22 protein-coding genes and 1 pseudogene are annotated in these 19918 nt (G+C 40.9%); 20 read left to right on the top strand and 3 right to left on the bottom strand.

The features are described 5' to 3' along the window. Window positions 1-30 precede the first annotated feature (30 nt). From mltG to udk, 5 genes are all read left to right on the top strand, one after another. Window positions 31-1113 carry an endolytic transglycosylase MltG gene (gene mltG, locus MHI46_RS12350; protein ID WP_039180252.1) on the top strand — a complete coding sequence of 361 codons (1083 nt, stop codon included), beginning with the start codon at window positions 31-33 and terminating at the stop codon, window positions 1111-1113. Window positions 1114-1324: 211 nt separating this feature from the next. Continuing rightward, window positions 1325-1990, top strand: a complete 666-nt coding sequence (locus tag MHI46_RS12345; RefSeq protein ID WP_039180249.1) for an O-methyltransferase — start codon at window positions 1325-1327, stop codon at window positions 1988-1990. Continuing rightward, window positions 1987-2916 (top strand): peptidase U32 family protein, encoded by a 930-nt coding sequence (locus MHI46_RS12340; protein WP_260774456.1) that lies wholly within the window; start codon window positions 1987-1989, stop codon window positions 2914-2916. The genes MHI46_RS12345 and MHI46_RS12340 overlap by 4 nt, the downstream gene beginning before the upstream one ends. Before the next feature lie 20 nt (window positions 2917-2936). Then, window positions 2937-4205 carry a U32 family peptidase gene (locus MHI46_RS12335; RefSeq protein ID WP_024423107.1) on the top strand — a complete coding sequence of 423 codons (1269 nt, stop codon included), beginning with the start codon at window positions 2937-2939 and terminating at the stop codon, window positions 4203-4205. 7 nt (window positions 4206-4212) lie between these two features. Further along, complete coding sequence (gene udk, locus MHI46_RS12330) at window positions 4213-4845, top strand: uridine kinase (RefSeq protein WP_024423106.1); 633 nt, start codon at window positions 4213-4215, stop codon at window positions 4843-4845. Window positions 4846-4897: 52 nt separating this feature from the next. Here udk and MHI46_RS12325 read toward each other — a convergent pair whose 3' ends face one another. After that, window positions 4898-5245, bottom strand: coding sequence for an Ig-like domain-containing protein (locus tag MHI46_RS12325; protein ID WP_059374687.1), 348 nt, complete (start codon window positions 5243-5245; stop codon window positions 4898-4900). Between the two features lie 624 nt (window positions 5246-5869). On the opposite strand from MHI46_RS12325, the gene greA reads away from it, so the two are divergent. From greA to MHI46_RS12310, 3 genes are all read left to right on the top strand, one after another. Continuing rightward, on the top strand, window positions 5870-6343 hold the full coding sequence (gene greA, locus MHI46_RS12320) for a transcription elongation factor GreA (RefSeq protein WP_039180237.1): 474 nt from the start codon (window positions 5870-5872) through the stop codon (window positions 6341-6343). A 50-nt stretch (window positions 6344-6393) separates the two neighbouring features. Continuing rightward, on the top strand, window positions 6394-8136 hold the full coding sequence (locus MHI46_RS12315) for a penicillin-binding protein 2 (RefSeq protein ID WP_260774449.1): 1743 nt from the start codon (window positions 6394-6396) through the stop codon (window positions 8134-8136). A gap of 67 nt (window positions 8137-8203) precedes the next feature. Beyond that, complete coding sequence (locus MHI46_RS12310; RefSeq protein WP_058839014.1) at window positions 8204-8869, top strand: YrrS family protein; 666 nt, start codon at window positions 8204-8206, stop codon at window positions 8867-8869. A gap of 38 nt (window positions 8870-8907) precedes the next feature. Here the strand turns inward: MHI46_RS12310 and MHI46_RS12305 are convergent, their stop codons facing one another. Then, complete coding sequence (locus tag MHI46_RS12305) at window positions 8908-9111, bottom strand: YrzA family protein (protein ID WP_024423103.1); 204 nt, start codon at window positions 9109-9111, stop codon at window positions 8908-8910. A 186-nt stretch (window positions 9112-9297) separates the two neighbouring features. Here MHI46_RS12305 and MHI46_RS12300 point away from each other — a divergent pair, with 186 nt between their 5' ends. From MHI46_RS12300 to MHI46_RS12270, 7 genes are all read left to right on the top strand, one after another. Next, on the top strand, window positions 9298-9939 hold the full coding sequence (locus MHI46_RS12300) for a class I SAM-dependent methyltransferase (RefSeq protein WP_251180534.1): 642 nt from the start codon (window positions 9298-9300) through the stop codon (window positions 9937-9939). A 15-nt stretch (window positions 9940-9954) separates the two neighbouring features. After that, window positions 9955-10650, top strand: a complete 696-nt coding sequence (gene mtnN, locus MHI46_RS12295; RefSeq protein WP_024423101.1) for a 5'-methylthioadenosine/S-adenosylhomocysteine nucleosidase — start codon at window positions 9955-9957, stop codon at window positions 10648-10650. A 46-nt stretch (window positions 10651-10696) separates the two neighbouring features. Continuing rightward, the gene (locus tag MHI46_RS12290) at window positions 10697-11620 is read left to right on the top strand and encodes a cysteine synthase family protein (RefSeq protein WP_106025821.1); all 924 of its coding nucleotides are present in this window, start codon (window positions 10697-10699) and stop codon (window positions 11618-11620) included. A 1-nt stretch (window position 11621) separates the two neighbouring features. Next, entirely contained in the window at window positions 11622-12770 is a 1149-nt protein-coding gene (locus MHI46_RS12285) for a bifunctional cystathionine gamma-lyase/homocysteine desulfhydrase (protein WP_039180222.1), read from the top strand. Window positions 12771-12842: 72 nt separating this feature from the next. Further along, window positions 12843-13073 (top strand): YrhC family protein, encoded by a 231-nt coding sequence (locus MHI46_RS12280; RefSeq protein WP_034624035.1) that lies wholly within the window; start codon window positions 12843-12845, stop codon window positions 13071-13073. 451 nt (window positions 13074-13524) lie between these two features. Next, complete coding sequence (locus MHI46_RS12275; RefSeq protein ID WP_064497892.1) at window positions 13525-13659, top strand: YrzI family small protein; 135 nt, start codon at window positions 13525-13527, stop codon at window positions 13657-13659. Between the two features lie 166 nt (window positions 13660-13825). Then, a complete protein-coding gene (locus MHI46_RS12270) occupies window positions 13826-13981 on the top strand; it encodes a hypothetical protein (RefSeq protein ID WP_223251019.1) in 156 nt (51 codons plus the stop codon). Between the two features lie 43 nt (window positions 13982-14024). On the opposite strand, the pseudogene MHI46_RS12265 reads toward MHI46_RS12270, so the two are convergent. Continuing rightward, window positions 14025-14099 (bottom strand): annotated as a pseudogene (locus MHI46_RS12265) (YjcZ family sporulation protein); the annotation flags it as partial. A 318-nt stretch (window positions 14100-14417) separates the two neighbouring features. Here MHI46_RS12265 and MHI46_RS12260 point away from each other — a divergent pair. The 5 genes from MHI46_RS12260 (at window position 14418) to MHI46_RS12240 (ending at window position 19894) form a co-directional block, all read left to right on the top strand. After that, on the top strand, window positions 14418-15020 hold the full coding sequence (locus tag MHI46_RS12260) for a class I SAM-dependent methyltransferase (protein ID WP_151284473.1): 603 nt from the start codon (window positions 14418-14420) through the stop codon (window positions 15018-15020). Between the two features lie 413 nt (window positions 15021-15433). Beyond that, window positions 15434-16648 carry a formaldehyde dehydrogenase, glutathione-independent gene (fdhA, locus tag MHI46_RS12255; RefSeq protein ID WP_024423097.1) on the top strand — a complete coding sequence of 405 codons (1215 nt, stop codon included), beginning with the start codon at window positions 15434-15436 and terminating at the stop codon, window positions 16646-16648. A gap of 85 nt (window positions 16649-16733) precedes the next feature. After that, a complete protein-coding gene (locus MHI46_RS12250) occupies window positions 16734-17507 on the top strand; it encodes a class I SAM-dependent methyltransferase (protein ID WP_058839018.1) in 774 nt (257 codons plus the stop codon). 44 nt (window positions 17508-17551) lie between these two features. Continuing rightward, window positions 17552-18301: an SDR family oxidoreductase gene (locus MHI46_RS12245; RefSeq protein ID WP_260776099.1), complete on the top strand. Its 750-nt coding sequence runs from the start codon at window positions 17552-17554 to the stop codon at window positions 18299-18301. Window positions 18302-18673: 372 nt separating this feature from the next. Next, window positions 18674-19894 (top strand): MFS transporter, encoded by a 1221-nt coding sequence (locus MHI46_RS12240; RefSeq protein WP_144494473.1) that lies wholly within the window; start codon window positions 18674-18676, stop codon window positions 19892-19894. Window positions 19895-19918: the final 24 nt, after the last annotated feature.

Below are 19918 nucleotides of genomic sequence, written 5' to 3'. Positions count from 1 at the left end.
TATAAAAGCTAGATGTGAGGAGGGCCATGCATGTTTTCAGAACAAAAGAAACGACCATTCTTCAAAAGAAAAATGGGGATCGTCCTGTTATCTGTCCTTGCTGTCATCATCATTGCAGCATTATCAGGCTTTTTATATGTTAAATCAGCACTTGGACCGGTCGATCAAAAAAGTAAACAAACGATTAATATTCATATTCCAAATGGGACATCTGTGCGCGAAATTGCGGGCATTTTAAAAGAAAATGGGCTCATTTCGAATGACACGATTTTCACGTATTATGCAAAATACAAAAATGCGTCCGGCTTTAAAGCGGGTTATTTTCATTTGAAACAAACAATGGACGCAGACACGCTGATCAAAAAGCTGACATCTGGCGGGACTGATTACGCCTTTCAGCTTGTGATTCCAGAGGGAAGACAGCTATCTGATATTGCAGCCATTATTGCAAATCAGACGAATTTTTCAGCGAAGGAAGTTGAAGCAAAGCTGGATGATCCTGCTTTTATTCAAACACTAATGAAAAAATATCCGAAAACTGTGACATCACAAGTGAATGGGAAACAGGTGAAACATCCGTTAGAGGGTTACTTATTCCCTGCTACGTATCCATTTTATCGTGAGGATGAATCACTTGAAACGATCATTGAAACGATGATTAAACAAACAGATCAATACGTGAAAACGTATGAAAAAGACATGAAAAAGAGAAACATGTCCATACATGATGTGTTAACGATGGCATCACTCATTGAAATGGAAGCAACAGAAAAGACAGATCGGGCAAAAATCTCAAGTGTATTCTATAACCGGTTGAAAAAGGACATGCCGCTTCAAACTGATCCAACCGTTCTTTATGCACTTGGTGAGCATAAATCCCGCGTGTATTACAAAGACCTAAAAGTGAAATCTCCTTATAACACGTATAACAACAAAGGGCTGCCGCCTGGACCTATTGCAAATGCTGGTGAATCCTCTTGGAAAGCCGCACTGCATCCAGAGAAAACAGATTACGTTTACTTCCTTGCGAAGAAAAATGGAGAAGTCGTATTTACGAAAACGTTAAATGAGCATAATAAAGCAAAAGCGAAATACATCACAGGCAGCAATTAACGTACAAGTGAATCGAAAAAGACTGTAGACAATACGAGATTGCCTGCAGTTTTTTTCGTTGGAATATCCATTTTATAGGTTCGCAATTACCACTTCTTTGTGGTAAAATATATCGGGTTGTTTTTACTTAGATGAACGAAAGATTGACGAGAAAGAGAGCTGCAATAGGCAGGACTCTTCTTTTTCAGGTCATGAAGGAGCTAGACAGATAATGACTATCGAAGATGATCGAATAAATGATTATATTGAACATTTAATTCACCCAAGTCCTGATGCGATCGCTCAATTAGAGATATATGCAAAAGAGCATCATGTGCCAATTATGGAAAAGGTGAGCATCGAGCTTTTACTGCAGCTTCTTTCGATGAAAAAGCCGAAGAAAATTCTTGAGGTTGGGACAGCGATTGGCTATTCCGCCATTCGAATGGCAACAGCTCTGCCAGATGCTGAGATTTATACGATTGAGCGAAATGCAAAGCGCTATGAAGAAGCGACACGGAACATTGAGGAATTAAAGTTAAAAGAAAGAATACACGTGTTTTTTGGTGATGCGATGGAATCGGCTAAAACGGTCCAAACGATGGCGCCCTATGATGTGATTTTTATTGATGCTGCAAAAGGGCAGTACAAGCGTTTTTTTGAATTGTTTGAACCGATGCTTGCTCATGACGGAATGATTATTACAGACAATGTATTATTCAAAGGCTTAGTGGCAACGAATTATGAAGAAGAAATTGAAGATAAACGAAAAAAACAATTAATTGGAAAAATTGATCGATACAATCAATGGCTCATGTCAAACCCTGATTTCCAAACGTGCATTATTCCAGTTGGAGACGGGATCGCCATTAGTACAAAAAGAGGTGACCAATCATGAAGAAACCAGAATTGCTTGTAACGCCAAGCAGCGTGTCAGACGTCATGCCATTAATTGAGGCAGGAGCTGATGCATTCATAATAGGCGAACAAACATACGGTATTCGTCTTGCGGGTGAGTTTTCAAGAGAAGATGTGAAACAAACGGTTGAGCTTGCACATGCCCATCACAAAAAAGTGTATGTGGCGATGAATGCAATTTTTCATAATGACCGCGTGCAGCTGCTTGGAGATTATTTAACTTTTCTCGATTCATTAAACGTGGACGGTGTCGTCTTTGGAGACCCAGCCGTAATTATGGCGGCAAAAGAAACAGGAGTGAACCTGAATCTTCACTGGAGTACAGAAACGACTGGGACAAACTATTACACTTGTAACTACTGGGGTAGAAAAGGCGCATCACGTGCTGTTCTTGCAAAAGAGCTGAATATGGACAGTGTGATCGACATCAAAGAAAATGCTGAAGTGGAGATTGAAATTCAAGTCCATGGCATGACATGTATGTTTCAATCAAAACGTACGCTCATCGGCAACTACTTTGAATACCAGGGCAAACAAATGGATGTCGTAGGCAGACATATGGAGGAAGGGCTATTCCTGCATGACCAAGAGCGTCAAAACAAATACCCTATTTTCGAGGATGCAAACGGGACACATATTATGAGTCCAAATGATGTGTGTATGATTGACGAATTAGAAGAGTTTGTTGACGCAGGCATTGACTCATTTAAAATTGACGGAATTTTAAAGTCACTTTCTTATATGACAGAGGTGACATCACTTTATAGAAAAGCAATTGATTTACTAACGACTGACAAAGACGCGTATGAAGATCAGAAAGAGGACTGGGTGAAGCGAATTGAAGAGATTCAGCCAGTGAATCGTTCGATTGATACAGGATTCTTCTTTAAAGAAACGGTTTATTAATATAAGAGGAGGCAGAGGAAATGGCATTATTGAAAGATGGTATTTCTGAAATGATTGATGGGAAACGTGTCATTACAAAAAAACCAGAACTGCTTGCACCCGCAGGAAACTTGGAAAAGCTGAAAATTGCTGTACATTATGGAGCTGACGCTGTTTTTATTGGCGGGAAAGAATTCGGGCTTCGCTCTAATGCAGATAACTTTTCAATTGAAGAAATGGCAGAGGGCGTCGCATTTGCAAACAAATATGGCGCACGCATTTATGTGACAACGAATATCTTCGCCCACAATGAAAACATGGACGGGCTGGAGGAATACCTTCAAGGGATTGAAGGCGCTGGAGTTGCAGGCATTATCGTAGCTGATCCACTGATCATTGAAACATGTAAACGTGTTGCACCAAAGCTTGAAGTCCATTTAAGCACACAGCAATCTCTTTCAAATTGGAAAGCTGTTCAATTTTGGAAGGAAGAAGGGCTTGAGCGTGTGGTGCTTGCACGTGAAACAAGTGCGCTAGAAATTAGAGAAATGAAGGAAAAAGTCGATATTGAAATTGAAACTTTTATTCATGGTGCGATGTGTATCGCATACTCTGGCCGCTGCGTGCTCAGTAACCATATGACGGCAAGAGATTCTAACCGCGGAGGCTGCTGCCAGTCCTGCCGCTGGGATTATGATCTTTATAAACTAGAAGGTTCTGAGGAAGCACCATTATTTGGTGAAGAAGATGCACCATTTGCGATGAGTCCAAAAGATTTGAAGCTTGTTGAATCCATTCCTCAAATGATCGAAATGGGAATTGACAGCTTAAAAATCGAAGGACGGATGAAATCCATTCATTATGTTGCCACTGTTGTCAGTGTGTATCGTAAAGTCATTGATGCGTATTGTGCTGATCCAGACAATTTTGTCATTCAGCAGGAATGGTTAGATGAATTAGATAAATGTGCAAACCGTGACACAGCACCAGCCTTTTTTGAAGGCGTACCAGGAACCGATGAACAAATGTTTGGCATCCATGGAAAGAAAACGACATTTGATTTCGCAGGTCTTGTTCTTCATTATGATGAAAAAGAACAAATCGTGACATTGCAGCAGCGTAACTTCTTTAAGCAAGGCGACGAAGTCGAATTCTTCGGACCAGAAATTGAGAATTTCACATGCAAAATTGAGACGATTTGGGATGAAAAAGGAAATGAACTAGATGCCGCTCGTCATCCGCTGCAAATCGTCAAATTCAAGCTTGATCAAAAAGTATACCCTAGCAACATGATGAGAAAGGGGAAATAACAGCCACATGAGGAGTAAACCAGTTGTCATTGGTATTGCTGGCGGCTCGGGTTCAGGTAAAACGAGCGTCACCAATTCGATTTATGAAAAATTTAAAGGACATTCCATCCTCATGCTTCAGCAAGATTTATATTACAAAAATCAAAGTCATATGCCATTTGAAGAGCGCCTGCTCACGAACTATGATCATCCGCTTGCATTCGACAATGACCTGATGTTTGAGCATTTGGAACAGCTCTTAAGGTACGAATCCATTGAAAAACCAATATATGATTTTAAACTGAACACACGTTCAGAAGAGACTGTTCATGTTGAGCCGAAGGATGTCATTATCGTTGAAGGTATCTTTGCGCTCGAAGATGAACGTTTGAGAGACTTAATGGATATTAAACTGTATGTCGATACAGATGCAGACCTTCGCATCATCCGCCGCATTTTACGCGATACGAAGGAAAGAGGCCGGTCGATCGACTCTGTGATCGAACAATATGTATCTGTTGTCAGACCGATGCATAATCAATTCATTGAACCAACAAAACGATACGCCGATATCATCATCCCAGAAGGCGGCCAAAACCATGTGGCGATAGACTTAATGGTCACAAAAATTCAAACCATTCTTCAAAACCGTGCAGAGTAATAGGTAGAGAAGAAAAAGACCTTTACAGTGTAAAGGTCTTTTCAGCATCATATTAATAAACAGTCACGAAAACTTGTCCTAAGATAGACGATCCTTTATAAAGAGTGATCGTGGCTTTACCAGTTGAATGAGCGGTCACTAGTCCACTAGAGCTAACAGAAGCTACACTCTGGTTATCTGTCCAATAACGTGTAGCTGCAGAATCATAGACCGAGTACCGCTCACCAACTCTTAAAGGTAAACTGTAATCTTGAATCGAAATCACATCTAAAGTTTGAAATCCAGAAGAACTGTGATTGACTGTGAAATCCGCTGTTTCTTTGGCTGAAGCCATGCCCATTAGTGAAAAAGATAAGGTAGAGATGGATAGAACAGAAACAATTGTTTTCTTCATGTTCATTTAAAACACTCCCTAGCATATATTTGGTCTTGCATTGATAGAATTCAACAAAAACCAAATATTTCCTTGTTAATATTTGTTAATAATATGTGAACTTTTATGAAAGCAGCATTCTCGGAAAAAATCTTGAGGGTTTGATATGATAAGAAAACAATGAAGAAAAGAAGAGATGGAGAAATCACTACCACATAGCGAAAGAATGAAGTTGAAAAAGTATATTAAAAAAACGACAAACAAATCATCACAAATTTTCAAACAATTCTTGATCAAAACGCAATTTTGTAATAATATAGCATAGACATATCGTACACTGACCATATTATGTATTGGAAGATGGAGAATGGGTAAGCTATTCTTCTACATATGATCGAAATGGCCGAACGAGGTACAGGAGCTTCCTGTGCCTTTCCACAGTTTGTGCGATTTTAGACCGCTGCGGAGTGGTCCTGTCTAATAAAAGGCATAATAGTTGCATCTAAAAGGGACGCCATGTAAGATGGACTTTTACGAATATGGGACAGAAGGAATGAGGGCCTGAACATGTCCTCATTCTTGTATATTTCAGTCGTCACTCACGTGCAGAAAGTTTGTATGATGAGGATTAATAGAAGGAGTGAATGATTCATGGCACAAGAGAAAGTATTTCCAATGACAGAAGAAGGAAAGCGTAAATTAGAAGAAGAACTTGAACATTTGAAAACGGTTAAACGTAAAGAGGTTGTAGAGCGTATTAAAATCGCTAGAAGTTTTGGAGACCTCTCTGAAAACTCGGAATATGATTCTGCTAAAGAAGAGCAGGCGTTTGTAGAAGGCCGTATTACAACGCTTGATAATATGATTCGTAATGCCAAAATTATCGAAGATGAAGGAAATTCAAATGTTGTTTCACTTGGTAAAACGGTGACATTCGTTGAATTACCAGACGGCGAAGAAGAGTCTTACACAATTGTGGGAAGTGCAGAAGCTGATCCGTTTGAAGGCAAGATTTCAAACGATTCACCGATTGCAAAAAGCCTTTTAGGTAAACAAGTAGACGACAAAGTAACCGTTCAAACACCTGGCGGAGAAATGTTTGTCAAAATTGTAAAAATTTCATAATCACGTTTATCACGTAAACACCTCGTCCACAATAGGGACGAGGTGTTTTTATGCGCAAAAAAAGAAGAATTCAATGGACAGGTGTGATTATTTTTATGCTATTTCTCGGTCTTCTGATGAGACTGGCAGAAATTCAGCTGTTCTTCACAGAATCGTTTTCAAAGCTTGATATCAATTTAATACAAGAAAGTGTCAAACAGCGAACAGAAGAAGTCGTCATTTCAGACGGGCGCGGTGAGTTTTTAGATCGAAACGGCCAAGCACTTCTTACAAAAGAACAGCCCGCGGTTATCTTATTTCCTTTCCTGCAATATGATCTTCCGCGCTTACAGCAAACTGCCTCAATTCTTGAGATGGAAGAGAATGAACTCAAAAAACAGTTAACAGAAACGAAAAAACCGCTCATTTTAAAAGATGACATTTCGAAAAAAAAGCTGAAAGACATCAATGATATGAAATATTCAGGTGTGTACGGCGTATATATGAAAGAGAAGGACAAAAAAAGACTTGCCCTCCACACATTAGGTTTCACAAGCGAGAATCCAGAACTATTGAGAAAGCGGTATCCTGACAAAAAAGAGCTTTCCATTCGTACTGAAATCGGCACATTTGGGCTGGAAAGCACCTTTGACGAATTTCTATTACCCGAGCAAGACACAAAATTGTTATATCATGTGGACGGAAGGGGAAACCCTTTGTTCGGTATGGACGTCAAATATACAGCAGAAGCTCATTCCTTTTATCCACTTCAGGTACAGACAACAATAGATGAAGACATGCAGGCTGAAATGGAAAAGGTGCTCAAAGAACAAGGCGTTGAAAAAGGCGGTGCTGTTCTGCTTGACATTGAAAAAAGCAGTGTGCTGGCGATGGCGAGTACCCCAAATGTCACAAGCAAAAACCGGCACGAGGCAAGAAATTACATGCTGACAGCGATTGCACCAGGCTCTGTCTTTAAAACGGCTGTGCTTGCCGCAGCAATCGAAAAAAACCTTGACCAGCCACAAACCATGTATGACTGTCGAAAGAATTTATATGGAGAGCCTGAAGGAAAACAGGAAGTGCTAAATCTGACGGACAGTTTCTCAGAGAGCTGCAATTATACCTTTGCGACACTTGCTGAAAGGCTCATTCAAGCAGATGATCAAATCATCGAAAAGACGGCTGCAAAGCTTGGACTCTTAGATCGAGCTGGCTGGGAAGGGGATGTCTATCATAAGCAGCACTTCAAACAGTTTGATCGTGAAGAAACAGGCAGTGTGTGGGGAGATAAAAGAGACAAGCATGTCAAAAAAGCCATTGCACAAACCGCAATAGGACAAAAAAATGTCAAAACGACTCCTCTGCAAATCGCGAATATGATGGCTACGATCGCAAGAGGAGGAGAACGAAAAGAAGTGAAAATCGCAGAAAAAGTGCTGTATCAAAACGGAACAACGATGCTGTCCTTTCAAAACAAACGGCCTGAAGGGAGCAGCATAGACCGCTATACAGCTCAAAAGCTGCAAAAATTCTTAAGACAGGTGGTGACCTCTGACAAGGGAACCGGAAGAAGGTTTCAAGATTTGCCATACGATGTAGCGGGGAAATCAGGTACTGCCCAAACCGGCGGTCAAGACAAAAAGGGGAATCCGCTTTATCATAAGTGGTTTGCTGGATACTTTCCGGTAGAAAAACCAAAATACGCCCTTGTCGTTGTTCACCTTGACGAGACAAGTGGCCGGGCTAAGACAAATGATGCGTTTTATGATATTGTAAAAAAGGTCAATGAAATTGAAAAGAAACAGACATAGAACATCCCTTCATGACATGTTAGAATAGTAACGACTTAGGGAACAGAGGCAAAGGAGTGCAGAGATTTTGAGTAGAAATTCTCGATTTGAACATCGTGATAAGCGCAGAAAGGCAAATATGGTGCTTAACATATTAATTGGTATCGTTGTGGTGCTTATTTTGGTTGTCGCATCGAGTTTGTTAATTTTTAATAAGCCGAAAGATACAGATGTAGCGGATGCACCATCAAAAACGGCACCTGCAACAAGTGAAAATAAACAAAACTCAGAAGAAGATGTGAAAGATCCAAAGAAAGACACATCCGATGATTCAGATGCAAAAAAAGATGATTCATCTGATCAAGACGACGATACGAAGAAGACAGATGATGAAGAAAAACCTAATAAAGATGCGTTAAAAGACGCCAAAGAAACAGACGGCGGCAAAACAAGTGACGTCGACAAAACATACGAAAACGATGACTGGGAGCCTGTAGGAACAGAGCAATCCGGTTCACATACAGCAACCTATGATTCGAGCTCAACAGACTGGAAAGAAATGATCAAAGCGATGTCTTATGCGACAGGGATTTCAGAAGATCAAATGACCGTTCTTTGGTTAGGAAATAACGGAGGTCCTCAAGATGCAAAAGGAACCATCCGTGATAAATCAACAGGTGAACGCTACCGCGTGGAAATTACGTGGGTAGATGAAAAAGGCTGGAAACCTGTGAAGGTTGAAAAATTAAGATAAACATGAAAAAAAGATAGCAGATATGCTATCTTTTTTGTTTAAACATTCGCTTTAAAATGAACAACTGCTGTATACAAAATCCGCTCATCGATCACAGTCGTTTGATGACTGACAGAATGAACGGTCAGCAGAATCGCCTGATTATGTTCAATTTGTTTTTGGATCTTTTGTTCAAGTTCTTTTAAAGATGTTGCTTCAAAAAATTCAATTTTATCCTTTAAAAAATCCAGCTGAAAATCCATTTGATTCACCTCTCTATACTCTTCATTCATCTTAATCTCTCTCCCTCAGAAGGGCAAATATTTTTCTACCTCTCCCAGTATTTTTTAGTAGGAAAGAAACAGAAGTTGTGGTAGGATAGGAACTGTTCGACGGAATAAAACATACTATACGCATAGGAATAAAAAGATAAAGTGGAGGGAAAGAAAATGGGACGTGAATTTCTTTCTTTATTTGATCATTGGGCTGACTCTTATGACGACACGGTGAGTGGTCATGACGAGCAGTATAAAGAAGTGTTTCGCCGGTATCCGGCTATTTTAAAAGAAATTACCCGCCGTTCAGGCCAATATGTTCTTGAGTTTGGAAGCGGTACGGGGAATCTAACAGCGCTCCTGCTTGCAGCTGATAAAAACGTGTTTGGTGTTGAACCATCAGATGCCATGAAGAAAGCAGCTCTTCAAAAAGGAATACCAAATATACTTCATGATGGGGATTTTTTATCATTTCCAGCGACGCCTTTTGAGCCGGATACGATCGTCAGCTCATATGCATTCCACCATTTAACGGATGAAGAAAAAAAACAAGCCATTCACACCTATAGCAACATCCTTCACTCAGATGGTAAAATAGTCTTTGCTGATACAATGTTTCAAAATCAAGCAGCACATCAAGCTGAAATCGACAAAGCGAGAGCTGCAGGGTTCGATCAGCTTGCAGAAGATTTAGAAACGGAATATTATCCATCCATTGATGTGCTAAAGCAAATCTTTGAAGAAGAAGGTTTTAGCACATCCTTTCATCAAATGAATGATTTTGTTTGGATCGTAGAAGCGAAGAAAAGGGAATGAAAGGATGTTTTTGTTTTGAAAATCGCAGTTATAGGTGCAATGGAAGAAGAAGTGACGATTTTAAGAGATCAACTAAAGAATGCTACACAAGAAAACATCGCTGGGTGTGAATTTACAACAGGTGTTTATGAAGATAAAGAAGTGATTTTATTAAAATCAGGGATTGGAAAAGTAAATGCAGCGGTCAGCACAACATTACTGCTTGACCGCTTTCAGCCAGATTATGTGATCAATACAGGATCTGCTGGCGGTTTCCATCACTCATTAAATGTAGGTGATATTGTCATCTCTACTGATGTGAGACATCATGATGTAGATGTGACCATCTTTGATTACGAATATGGACAAGTGCCGGGACTTCCAGCTGCTTTCATTGCGGATGAAAAGCTTGTGAAGCTTGCAGAGGAATCTGCTTTAGAGATCGATCATATTCAAGTGGCAAAAGGAACGATTGCAACAGGAGATTCATTTATGAATGATCCGGATCGTGTAGCGTTTGTAAGAGAGAAGTTTCCAGAGCTATATGCGGTGGAAATGGAAGCTGCAGCTGTTGCACAGGTCTGTCAGCTCTTTGGTACGCCATTTGTTGTCGTTCGTGCGCTATCAGATATTGCAGGGAAAGAATCCAATATCTCCTTTGATCAATTCCTTGAGCAAGCAGCGATTCACTCAACCGACCTTGTCTTGCGTATGATAAAGCAAACACAATAAAAGAAGGGGTTTCCCCCTTCTTTTCCATGCAAAGGAAGGGAATTATATGGCTGTCATAAAGGATATTACCGAATTAATTGGCCGCACACCGCTTTTAAAGCTGTCAGGGATTGGCGTCCCAGAAGGCGTTGAGGTGTATGCAAAGCTTGAGATGATGAATCCAGGTGGAAGTATTAAAGATCGTTTAGGTGATATGCTCATCAGAGAAGCATTAGCATCTGGCAAACTGCGTCCAGGCGGAACGATTATTGAAGCAACTGCTGGAAACACAGGAATTGGGCTTGCTCTAAGTGCAAGAAAGCATCAATTGCAGACCATTTTTTGTGTACCAGAACATTTTAGTCAAGAAAAACAACAGGTGATGAAGGCGCTCGGTGCAGAGATTATTCATACGCCAAGAAATGAAGGCATGAAGGGTGCGATTGATCGAGCCCTTGAACTAGAGGCAAGCCTTGACAATGCCTATTGTGTTTTACAATTTAAAAACCAAGTAAATCCATTGACTTACTACAGAACGCTCGGTCCGGAATTATGGTCCGACTTAAAAGGAAATATCGATGTATTCGTCGCAGGAGCAGGATCTGGCGGGACTTTTCAAGGTTGTGCCGCCTATTTAAAAGAGCAGCATCAGGCGATAAAAACAGTGGTTGTGGAGCCTGAAGGGTCAATTTTAAATGGTGGGGATCCGGGCCCGCATAGAACGGAAGGAATTGGTCTTGAATTTATCCCAGATTATATGGAGCAGGCTTTATTCGATGAGATTTACACTGTCAGTGATGATGATGCGTTTCGAATGGTGAAAGAAGCAGCTGAAAAAGAAGGTGTTCTCATCGGCAGCTCTTCTGGTGCCGCTTTATTTGCCGCTTTAGAGGAAGCAAAGAAAGCAGCACCTGGGACAGTCATTGTCACCATTTTTCCTGACAGCAGTGAGCGATATTTAAGTAAAGGAATTTATGAGGGAGGAAAATAGAATGAAACCAAAAACAATGATGATTCACAGCGGAACAACGGGTGATGAAAGAACAGGCGCCGTGTCTGTACCTATTTACCAAGTGAGCACGTATAAGCAGCCAAAAGCAGGCGAACATACGGGGTATGAATACTCCAGAACAGCAAATCCAACAAGAACCGCACTGGAAACAGTCATTCGTGATCTTGAAGGAGGAGCAAACGGTTACGCATTTGGTTCAGGAATGGCAGCCATTACGGCGGTGATGATGCTGTTTAACAGCGGGGATCATATTGTCCTGACAGATGACGTGTACGGCGGAACCTACCGCGTCATCACAAAGGTGCTAAACCGAATTGGCATTACTGCAACCTTTGTTGACACAAGTGATCCTGAAGCGGTGAAAAAAGCCATTTTACCTGAAACAAAAGCCGTTTACATTGAATCACCAACCAATCCTTTACTCAAAATGACGGATCTAAAAGCGATCGGCGAATTGACAAAGGAAGCCAACATCTTGATGATTGTTGATAATACATTTTTCACACCGTATTTCCAAAAGCCGATTGAATATGGCGCGGACATTGTTCTGCACAGTGCGACTAAATATTTAGGCGGTCATAGTGATGTTGTAGGCGGGCTTGTCGTCACAGCGACGAAAGAGCTTGGAGAAGAGCTGCACTTTGTTCAAAACTCGACAGGCGGAATTCTTGGACCGCAGGATTCATGGCTTCTCATGAGAGGGATGAAAACACTTGGGCTAAGAATGGAAGCACATCAACAAAATGCACAGAAAATCGCTGAGTTTTTAAAGCAACATCCAGCTGTCACACGTGTTTATTATCCAGGTCTCGGTACTCATCCTGGCCATGAACTTGCGAAAACGCAAGCATCTGGCTTCGGCGGAATGATCTCTTTTGATATTGGAAAAGAAGAACATGTTGATGTATTTTTGAGCCAGCTAAAGCTGTTTACGATCGCAGAAAGCCTTGGAGCGGTAGAAAGCTTAATTTCTGTCCCTGCCCGGATGACCCATGCGTCCATTCCAAAAGACCGCAGGGAGGAGCTTGGCATCACAGATGGTTTAATTCGTATTTCCGTTGGGATTGAAGATGTTGATGATTTACTACATGATATCAAGCAAGGACTTAGCGCGCTGGCGAATGGATAGATTTACATGCTCCTCGCTTTCTCTCACTATGTTAAGCTATGAATAGACATTGATAACTGGAAGGTGAAACAAGTGAAGAAAAAGTGGAGTGATTTAGTGACAGATTACAAGCAGTACGCTTTTATTTTGCTTGCTGTCAGCACCTTTTTATATATTGGTACGATCTTACCGAACCAGCACATCGAAGCATCTCCAAAAATGCTGATGATGGGAATAGATTGTGTTTTCTTATTAGCCGCTTTTATTTGTGTTAAACGTGCGATTTTCTTTCAAAAGAAACTGCAAGAATTAGATGAAGATTAATTCGAAAGTCTCCTCATGTGCCTGAGGGGGCTTTTTTCATTGTATTGGACAATCGGACAAGAATAACTGTAGAAATTTAGTCAAAAACACAAAAATCATCTATATTACTAAAAACAGGTTTACAAAATGGTGCTTGCTGGATATACTTACAAAGTAATTAAAAAAACGTAAAGGAGGCTGAAGAATATGTTATTCGTATCTACTTGTGATCAATTCAACCAACAATTTCATCATGTCATCAGCCTGTGGAAGAGTTCGTGTTCTTCCTTTGCCTTATACGGTGCACGCTTTATAACTGTTTAAGTAGTAAACGAGGATTTCACACGTATCATCCATTGCAGGTTGGAAGACACTGTCTTTTGAGCTGTATTTTTGTGTGCCCGCAGGTCAACTGATAAAGAAGATCTGCGGGCTATTTCGCGTGCTGCGAACTGAAGGGAGGTGAGCGTATATGACAATCCATTTATTTTTTATTACATTGACGATCAAACGTAAATACAAGGATATTGAAACTGTTCTTTACGAACAAGAAGTCGAAACATTTTATGAAGAAATGAAACAGAAACAACTAAAGTATATGAACTAAAACAGGAAATGAAAAAAGTGAAAAGGAGGAGATTAACATGTTTATGATGCTTGCCATGCTTGATTGTTATACGAGGGAGAAGGACCAGGTTTAGACACGCTCCACATTGATCACCTGCACATATGATAACCGTAAAAGGAGATTGTGAGGTGATCAATAAATGTCGATGTCACCATATATGAGATTTCCGTCTGTGGGGCACGGATATGCATCTATTCCGCATTCCTTAAAGCACGGGTATGGCAATCCATACCGCATGCAAAGAGAGCAAGAGGAAATGCTCAGACGTTATATGTATCAATACCGGACTTATTGGTATTAAAGAAAAGGAGCAGGAAACGTCATGGTTTCCTGCTCCTTTTACGTTAGCAAATCCAGCTTGCACCAATGATGATCAACAAAATGAACAGTACAACAAGCAATGCGAATCCGCCTGCAAAACCGCCACCGTAGCCACCGCAGTAGCCTCCAGAATAACCGCCAAAGCCCATAATCTAGCACCACCTTTATCTTATCAAGATACATTTATAAATTATGCAGCTCATGCAGAAAACGAAATCAATCTGAGCACAAATAATGAAAACGCCTATTCAGGTCAAAAAATTTTCACTTTCTGCGAAACATTTTCTGAAAAGGAGCGTCTTATAAAGGACAAATAAATTAGGACTAGGTCTTAATTTTTGTTAGGTGAGAGCCGATATGAAAAGTAAGAAAATTTGTAAATAGTTATATTTACTGGTGAAAAGCAGGTGTTAACATTGATTCAAAGCTGGATTGGAAAACAAATGAGAGAACCAAAAGGCTTGTTCTCAAAATGGGTTGCCCGCTATATGGAAAAAAATCATCATAATATCAATGAATGGACGCTTCAACTCTTAAATATACAAGAAAATGACCGAATTTTAGAAATTGGGACTGGAAGAGGCATTACCTTATCAAAGGTAGCAGAAAAACTTGACCGCGGAAAAGTATATGGAGTGGATGCCTCTCGTCATATGATTAAATATGCAAAAAGAAAACATAAGAAGCTTGCGGAACAGGACAAAGCCGTTATTACGCTTGGCAAGGCTGAGCAATTACCTTTTGAAGACAGATCATTCAATAAATTATTTACGGTGCAGACGATCTATTACTTGAAGGATATTGAGCAAGTTATGAAGGAAGTGTACCGCGTCCTTCAAGTGGATGGTGAAGTATTTTTATCTTTTCAAAAGCAGGATCTGATAAAGGAACAAAAACGGTCAACATCTTTTTCATCGTACAGTGAACAAGAGATCAGCCGTCTGTTTTCAGCATATCACTTTAGAGAAGTCTCGGTTTATCACTATGATACATACATCTGTATCAAAGCTTTAAAATGATGAAAATATTTCCCAGGTAATGAACAAGCACTCAAAAAGAGGCTCTTCGTCAGAGGAGCCTCTTTGTCTGCAATCAAATGTAAAAATAAATAAAGGCTCTTCATCAGAAGAGCCTTTTGTATGTAAGGTAGGCGCCAGCCAGGTGTGTAAGGAATGATAGTATATATAAGGAATTTGTTTGTCGATTAAGGATACCTGTCTGGCTTATTTCTTATATCGACACCGTTCTGCAAAAGTTTAGCTTTTTTTTCAATATTTTCTTTTTTATTTCACTGGAAGACACATTTTTCTTTCTCACGTAGACATGTATCCCCTTCTTTTTCACATAATGTGCGGTTTGAAGAAGGAAATTGCTTAAGAAATAGAGAAAATTGTAGAGACTTCATTTTTAAACAAAAGGGAGGAATGAAATCATGTCGGGAAACAAAGGTGTCGTTTATAAAGGAGCAGGAAAAGTAGCAGTTGAGGATATTGGATACCCTGATTTGGTCTTAAAAGATGGCCCGGGTGTACCTAAAGCCAATGTGGGGCGCAAATGTGAGCATGGCGTCATTTTAAAAGTAGTGACGACGAATATTTGCGGAAGTGATCAGCACATGGTAAGAGGGCGTACGACTGCACCTGAAGGACTTGTCCTTGGTCATGAAATTACAGGTGAAGTCGTTGAAGTTGGGCGAGATGTGGAATTTATTCAAAAAGGAGATCTCGTGTCCGTTCCGTTTAATATTGCATGCGGACGCTGTGTCATGTGTAAGGAACAAAAAACCCATGTGTGCTTAAATGTAAACCCGGACCGTCCAGGCTCTGCCTATGGATATGTAGATATGGGCGGATGGGTTGGCGGTCAATCCGAGTATGTCATGGTTCCATATGCAGATTTTCAGCTGCTCAAATTTCCAGACAAAGATCAAGCGATGGAAAAAATCCTTGATCTCACGATGCTTTCCGATATTTTCCCGACAGGTTTTCATGGTGCTTATACGGCAGGAGTAAAGCCTGGTTCGACCGTATATATTGCGGGTGCTGGCCCAGTAGGTCTTGCAGCAGCCCATTCGGCTCAGCTTCTTGGCGCATCTGCTGTGATTGTTGGAGATCTGAATGAGCAAAGACTGGAGCAGGCAAGAAGCTTCGGCTGTGAGACGATCAATTTACGAAAACATGATCGAATCGGCGAACAAATTACGAATATTTTAGGGGAGCCAGAAGTCGATTGTGCTGTCGATTGTGTCGGCTTTGAAGCTTCGGGTCATGGAGATCAGGGAGAAGCACCAGCGACCGTTTTAAATACAATTATGGATATTACCAAAGTTGGCGGCAAGCTTGGAATTCCAGGGCTTTACGTCACAGAAGATCCAGGAGCAGTGGATGCCGATGCAAAAGTCGGTTCTCTGAAAGTGCGAATTGGACTTGGCTGGGCGAAAGCTCATACCTTTGTGACAGGTCAAACCCCTGTTATGCAATATCATCGCAGTCTAATGAAATCCATTTTAAGCGGAAGAGCACAGATCGCCAAAGCCGTCAATGCGACCGTCATTGACCTTGATCAAGCTCCTAAAGGATATAGTGACTTTGATTCGGGTGTGGCGAAGAAATTTGTCATTGATCCGCACGGGATGCTTTCTCGATAATTTTTAACATGAAAGGAGCCGCTCAATAAAATGGGACGGCTCTTTATTGTGGAAAACCCAATCTATTTCAAAGGGGAGGAATCAGATGAATACAGATCAAGCCAAAAGAAGAGTTATAGAACAATTTGGGAGAAATGCAGAAAAGTATGTGACGAGTCAAACTCATGCAAAGGGAGCAGACCTAGATCTCATTGTTGAATGGGCAGCTCCAGAAGAAAGCTGGGTCGTTCTTGATATAGCAACTGGTGGCGGGCATACCGCAAAAACACTGGCTCCATATGTGAAACAAGTGTTTGCGACGGATTTAACGAAAGAAATGCTTTCTCATACATCACTTCATTTAAAAGCGTATCCACAAATTTTTTATGTAGTAGCGGATGCAGAAAGCCTTCCTTTTTTAGATGGCACATTTGATATGGTCACATGCCGAATTGCAGCACACCATTTCCCGCACCCTGAACAGTTTGCCAAAGAGGCATCTCGTGTATTAAAGTCAAATGGTCTGTTTTTCTTTATTGATAATGTTTCGCCAAATGATGAAGAGCTTGCACTATTTATCAATGAGCTAGAACGATTGAGAGACCCAAGTCATGTCTCCTGTCTATCGACAGAACAATGGCGGGAATTGTTTTTAACAGAAGGAATAAAAGAAGTAAAATCAATGGAACGAAAAAAACGTTACCCTTTTCAAGAATGGGTCAAGCGAACAACGAAAAATTTAAAGGAAGAAGAGATTGTTACAGAATACTTGTTAGATGCTAACGAGAAAATAAAGCAATATTATAGATTGAAAATGACAGAGGATCAAATAGAATCAATAGAGGTAGATGACTGGATTGCTCTTTTCAGGAAAGGGTAAAAGTAAATCATTCAAACCAGTTATAGAAAGGAATCAATCAAATGCTGAATTTTAAAGGAAAAACCGTCATCATCACAGGCGCAGCCAATGGAATTGGTGAAGCGATCGCCTGCGGCTATGCAAAAGAAGGGGCGCGTGTGGTGTTTGCGGATATAGATGAAGAGAAGGGGGAGCGTTTGGAGGAGCAGCTGAGAAAAGAGTCCTATGAAGTTTATTTCATCAAAACGGATGTGAAACAAGAGAAGGATATCCAGCGCTTAATGTCGTTTGCAGCGGAGCGCTGCAAAACGATTGATATTCTCATCAATAATGCAGGCGTCATGTGCACAGCATCGCCTTATGAGTTAACAGTCGATGAGTGGGATCATGTCCTGCATACAAACGTAAGAGGGACTTTCTTATGTGCTAGAGAAGCAGCGCGTTATATGAAAGAGAATCCAAAAGGCGGTTCCATTGTGAACATTTCATCTACCCGTGCGACCATGTCAGAGCCTCATACGGAAGCTTATGCTGCATCAAAAGGCGGGATTTCAGCGCTTACTCATGCCTTGGCGGTTTCTTTTAGTCAGGATCACATTACGGTGAATAGCATTTCCCCTGGGTGGATTGAAACGAAGGATGAGAAAAGTCTTCGAGAAATTGACCATCATCAGCATCTTTCCAATCGAGTCGGCACGCCAAAGGATATTGTGAAAGCTTGTTTTTATTTAACAGATGAAGACAATCAATTTGTGACCGGCACAGATTTGGTTGTTGATGGTGGCATGACTAGAAAAATGATTTATGCGGATTAACATGAAAAAAACATTGACGCTTTGATCAAGCGGCAGTACAATATGTAACAATTCAGCTGAAGATCGTGATGAAAAAAAGACACAGCGCCAATAGAGAAGAGTACATCATAGCTGCCCCACACAGAGAACTCCGTGAAGCTGAGAAGGAGCTGGGGAGCATGATGGAACCAAGCCTCTTAGCTCTGCACCGGATTCTCTCGGATGGTAGTGCAGCGAATTTCTCCCGTTACAGAGAAGGGTGAATGATCACCCGCTAAGGTTCATCTGGCAACAGATGAATGAACTGAGGTGGCAACGCGGAGTAAATCCCGTCCTCAAGACAGAAATGTCTTGGGGGCGGGATTTTTTTTATGACAAATAGGGGGGACAATGATGAAAAAACATTGGCGGGATATGAGTATTTTGCTTGGAGCCATCGGGATCGCAAACATAGGAGAATGGATTTATATGATTGCCCTCCATCTGCTTATTTTTCAAGAAACGGGCTCTGTTCTTGCTGTAACAGCAGTTTATTTGCTAAGACCGGCAGCTTCTCTTTTGACCAATAGCTGGTCTGGCAGTTTGATTGACAGGCTGAATCAGCGGAATGTGATGATCAGTTTAGATATTACCCGTGCTTTGCTCATTGCATGCATCCCTTTTGCCTTATTTTCAGGACATCTGCTCATCCTGTATGTCATGGTGTTTTTCATACAGATGGCACAAGCGATGTTTCATCCAGCGTCGATGGTGTATATGACAGGACTCATCCCGGCCGATAACCGAAAACGGTTTAATGCCATTCGCTCTTTATTACAATCCGGTGGATTTTTACTTGGACCCGCAGCAGCAGGTCTGCTTTTTCTCATCGGGACGCCTGTTCTTTCAATTTATGTAAATGCGTTCTGCCTTTTGATATCTGCTCTGTTAACGATGTGTTTACCGAATTTGCTCAAAACAGATGCTGGCCAAAAGGGGTTTTCCCTTTCAATGTTAAAAGAGGATGCCAAGCTGGTTCTGCGATTTAGTCTGACGTCACGCCAGATCATGGCGGTATATTTATTATTTAGTGCGGCGATATCGGTCCTTCCTACGGCCATTGACTCACTTGAAACAGCCTTTGCAAAAGAAGTACTGATGCTGACTGATACCCAATATGGCCTTCTTGTTAGTGTGGCTGGAGCAGGCATCATTGCAGGGGCAAGTCTTAATTCGGTCATTGTCGAAAGGCTGTCAGTTTCGCTGATGCTTGGAGTCGGCAGTTTGTTTGTGGCGTTTGGCTATCTTATATATGCATTTTCCAGCACACTATTTGTAGCAGCCGGTGGTTTTTTTATATTAGCCTTCTTTTTAGCTTTTGCGAATACAGGTTTTATGACGTTCTATCAAACAAATATCCCAGTAGAGGTGATGGGAAGGATAGCCAGCTTTTATGCTTTCATTGAAGCCATTTTGACAATAGCCATGACAGGAATATTCGGCGGGCTCGCTCATGTTTTATCAATCAGAATGTCCGTCATCATTGGGTGTATATGTATGCTTCTTATCTGTCTATTGCTATGTTTTGTCATCTTTCGTCCATTGACTGTCAAAAAAATAGTGCATCCTACTTAGAAAATTAAAAAAATTATGTTATCA

The organism is Bacillus sp. FSL K6-1000 (assembly GCF_038630785.1).
GTDB lineage: Bacteria > Bacillota > Bacilli > Bacillales > Bacillaceae > Bacillus > Bacillus safensis.
The sequence above is the reverse complement of the archived record's forward strand: the minus strand, read 5'-3'. Positions and strand labels throughout refer to the sequence as shown.

Coding starts and splice junctions, on each gene's coding strand:
- MHI46_RS12270 (WP_223251019.1), top strand. CDS start 13,826: ATGTCACCATATATGAGATTTCCGTCTGTGGGGCACGGATATGCATCT.
- MHI46_RS12285 (WP_039180222.1), top strand. CDS start 11,622: ATGAAACCAAAAACAATGATGATTCACAGCGGAACAACGGGTGATGAA.
- MHI46_RS12345 (WP_039180249.1), top strand. CDS start 1,325: ATGACTATCGAAGATGATCGAATAAATGATTATATTGAACATTTAATT.
- MHI46_RS12340 (WP_260774456.1), top strand. CDS start 1,987: ATGAAGAAACCAGAATTGCTTGTAACGCCAAGCAGCGTGTCAGACGTC.
- greA (WP_039180237.1), top strand. CDS start 5,870: ATGGCACAAGAGAAAGTATTTCCAATGACAGAAGAAGGAAAGCGTAAA.
- MHI46_RS12300 (WP_251180534.1), top strand. CDS start 9,298: ATGGGACGTGAATTTCTTTCTTTATTTGATCATTGGGCTGACTCTTAT.
- MHI46_RS12275 (WP_064497892.1), top strand. CDS start 13,525: ATGACAATCCATTTATTTTTTATTACATTGACGATCAAACGTAAATAC.
- MHI46_RS12335 (WP_024423107.1), top strand. CDS start 2,937: ATGGCATTATTGAAAGATGGTATTTCTGAAATGATTGATGGGAAACGT.
- MHI46_RS12325 (WP_059374687.1), bottom strand. CDS start 5,245: ATGAACATGAAGAAAACAATTGTTTCTGTTCTATCCATCTCTACCTTA.
- MHI46_RS12290 (WP_106025821.1), top strand. CDS start 10,697: ATGGCTGTCATAAAGGATATTACCGAATTAATTGGCCGCACACCGCTT.
- fdhA (WP_024423097.1), top strand. CDS start 15,434: ATGTCGGGAAACAAAGGTGTCGTTTATAAAGGAGCAGGAAAAGTAGCA.
- udk (WP_024423106.1), top strand. CDS start 4,213: ATGAGGAGTAAACCAGTTGTCATTGGTATTGCTGGCGGCTCGGGTTCA.
- MHI46_RS12240 (WP_144494473.1), top strand. CDS start 18,674: ATGAAAAAACATTGGCGGGATATGAGTATTTTGCTTGGAGCCATCGGG.
- MHI46_RS12305 (WP_024423103.1), bottom strand. CDS start 9,111: ATGGATTTTCAGCTGGATTTTTTAAAGGATAAAATTGAATTTTTTGAA.
- MHI46_RS12315 (WP_260774449.1), top strand. CDS start 6,394: ATGCGCAAAAAAAGAAGAATTCAATGGACAGGTGTGATTATTTTTATG.
- mltG (WP_039180252.1), top strand. CDS start 31: ATGTTTTCAGAACAAAAGAAACGACCATTCTTCAAAAGAAAAATGGGG.
- MHI46_RS12250 (WP_058839018.1), top strand. CDS start 16,734: ATGAATACAGATCAAGCCAAAAGAAGAGTTATAGAACAATTTGGGAGA.